Origin of the sequence: Jiella endophytica, from assembly GCF_004519335.1 — a bacterium.
GTDB lineage: Bacteria > Pseudomonadota > Alphaproteobacteria > Rhizobiales > Rhizobiaceae > Jiella > Jiella endophytica.
In genome coordinates, this window is the sequence record NZ_SOZD01000028.1 from 1 (window position 1) to 885 (window position 885).

The 885-nt window shown below is 68.0% G+C and carries 1 protein-coding gene; it reads right to left on the reverse strand.

The window, feature by feature from the left end; genetic code table 11:
- The coding region (gene sucD / locus E3C22_RS24350) for a succinate--CoA ligase subunit alpha (protein ID WP_134764483.1) at window positions 1-885 on the reverse strand (885 nt) is incomplete at both ends.

Below are 885 nucleotides of genomic sequence, written 5' to 3' on the forward strand. Positions count from 1 at the left end.
GCCCTTCAGCACGTCCGACAGTGTCGTGCCGAGGCGGGCCGGCGACGGCGAGACGGTGATGCCGGCCGCTTCCATCGCGGCGATCTTGTCCTCGGCGCCGCCCTTGCCGCCGGAGACCACCGCTCCGGCATGGCCCATGGTGCGGCCCTTCGGCGCGGTGCGCCCGGCGATGAAGCCGACCATCGGCTTCTTGCGGCCCTTTTTCGCCTCGTCCTTCAGAAACTGCGCGGCGTCTTCTTCCGCCGAGCCGCCGATCTCGCCGATCATGATGATCGACTTCGTCGCCTCGTCGGCGAGGAACATCTCGAGGACGTCGATGAATTCGGTGCCCTTCACCGGGTCGCCGCCGATGCCCACCGCCGTCGTCTGGCCGAGGCCCTCGTTGGAGGTCTGGAACACCGCCTCGTAGGTCAGCGTGCCGGAGCGCGAGACGATGCCGACATTGCCCTTCCGGAAGATGTTGCCCGGCATGATGCCGATCTTGCACTCTTCCGGCGTCAGCACGCCCGGGCAGTTCGGGCCGATCAGCCGCGCCTTCGACTTTTCGAGCCTGGCCTTGACCTTCACCATGTCGGAGACCGGGATCCCCTCGGTGATGCAGGTGATGAGGTCGATGCCGGCGTCGATCGCCTCCTCGATGGCGGCGGCAGCCCCCGAAGGCGGCACGTAGATCACCGAAGCGGTCGCGCCGGTCGCCTCTTTCGCCTCGCCGACGGTGGCGAAGATCGGCAGTTCGGTGCCGGCGGCATCCTTCGCGCCCTCGCCGGCGGTCCAGGTCTCGCCGCCCTTCTTCGGATGGATGCCGGCAACCATCCTGGTGCCGAAATAGGCCAGCGCCTGCTCGGTGTGGAAGGTGCCGGTCTTGCCGGTCAGGCCCTGCACGAT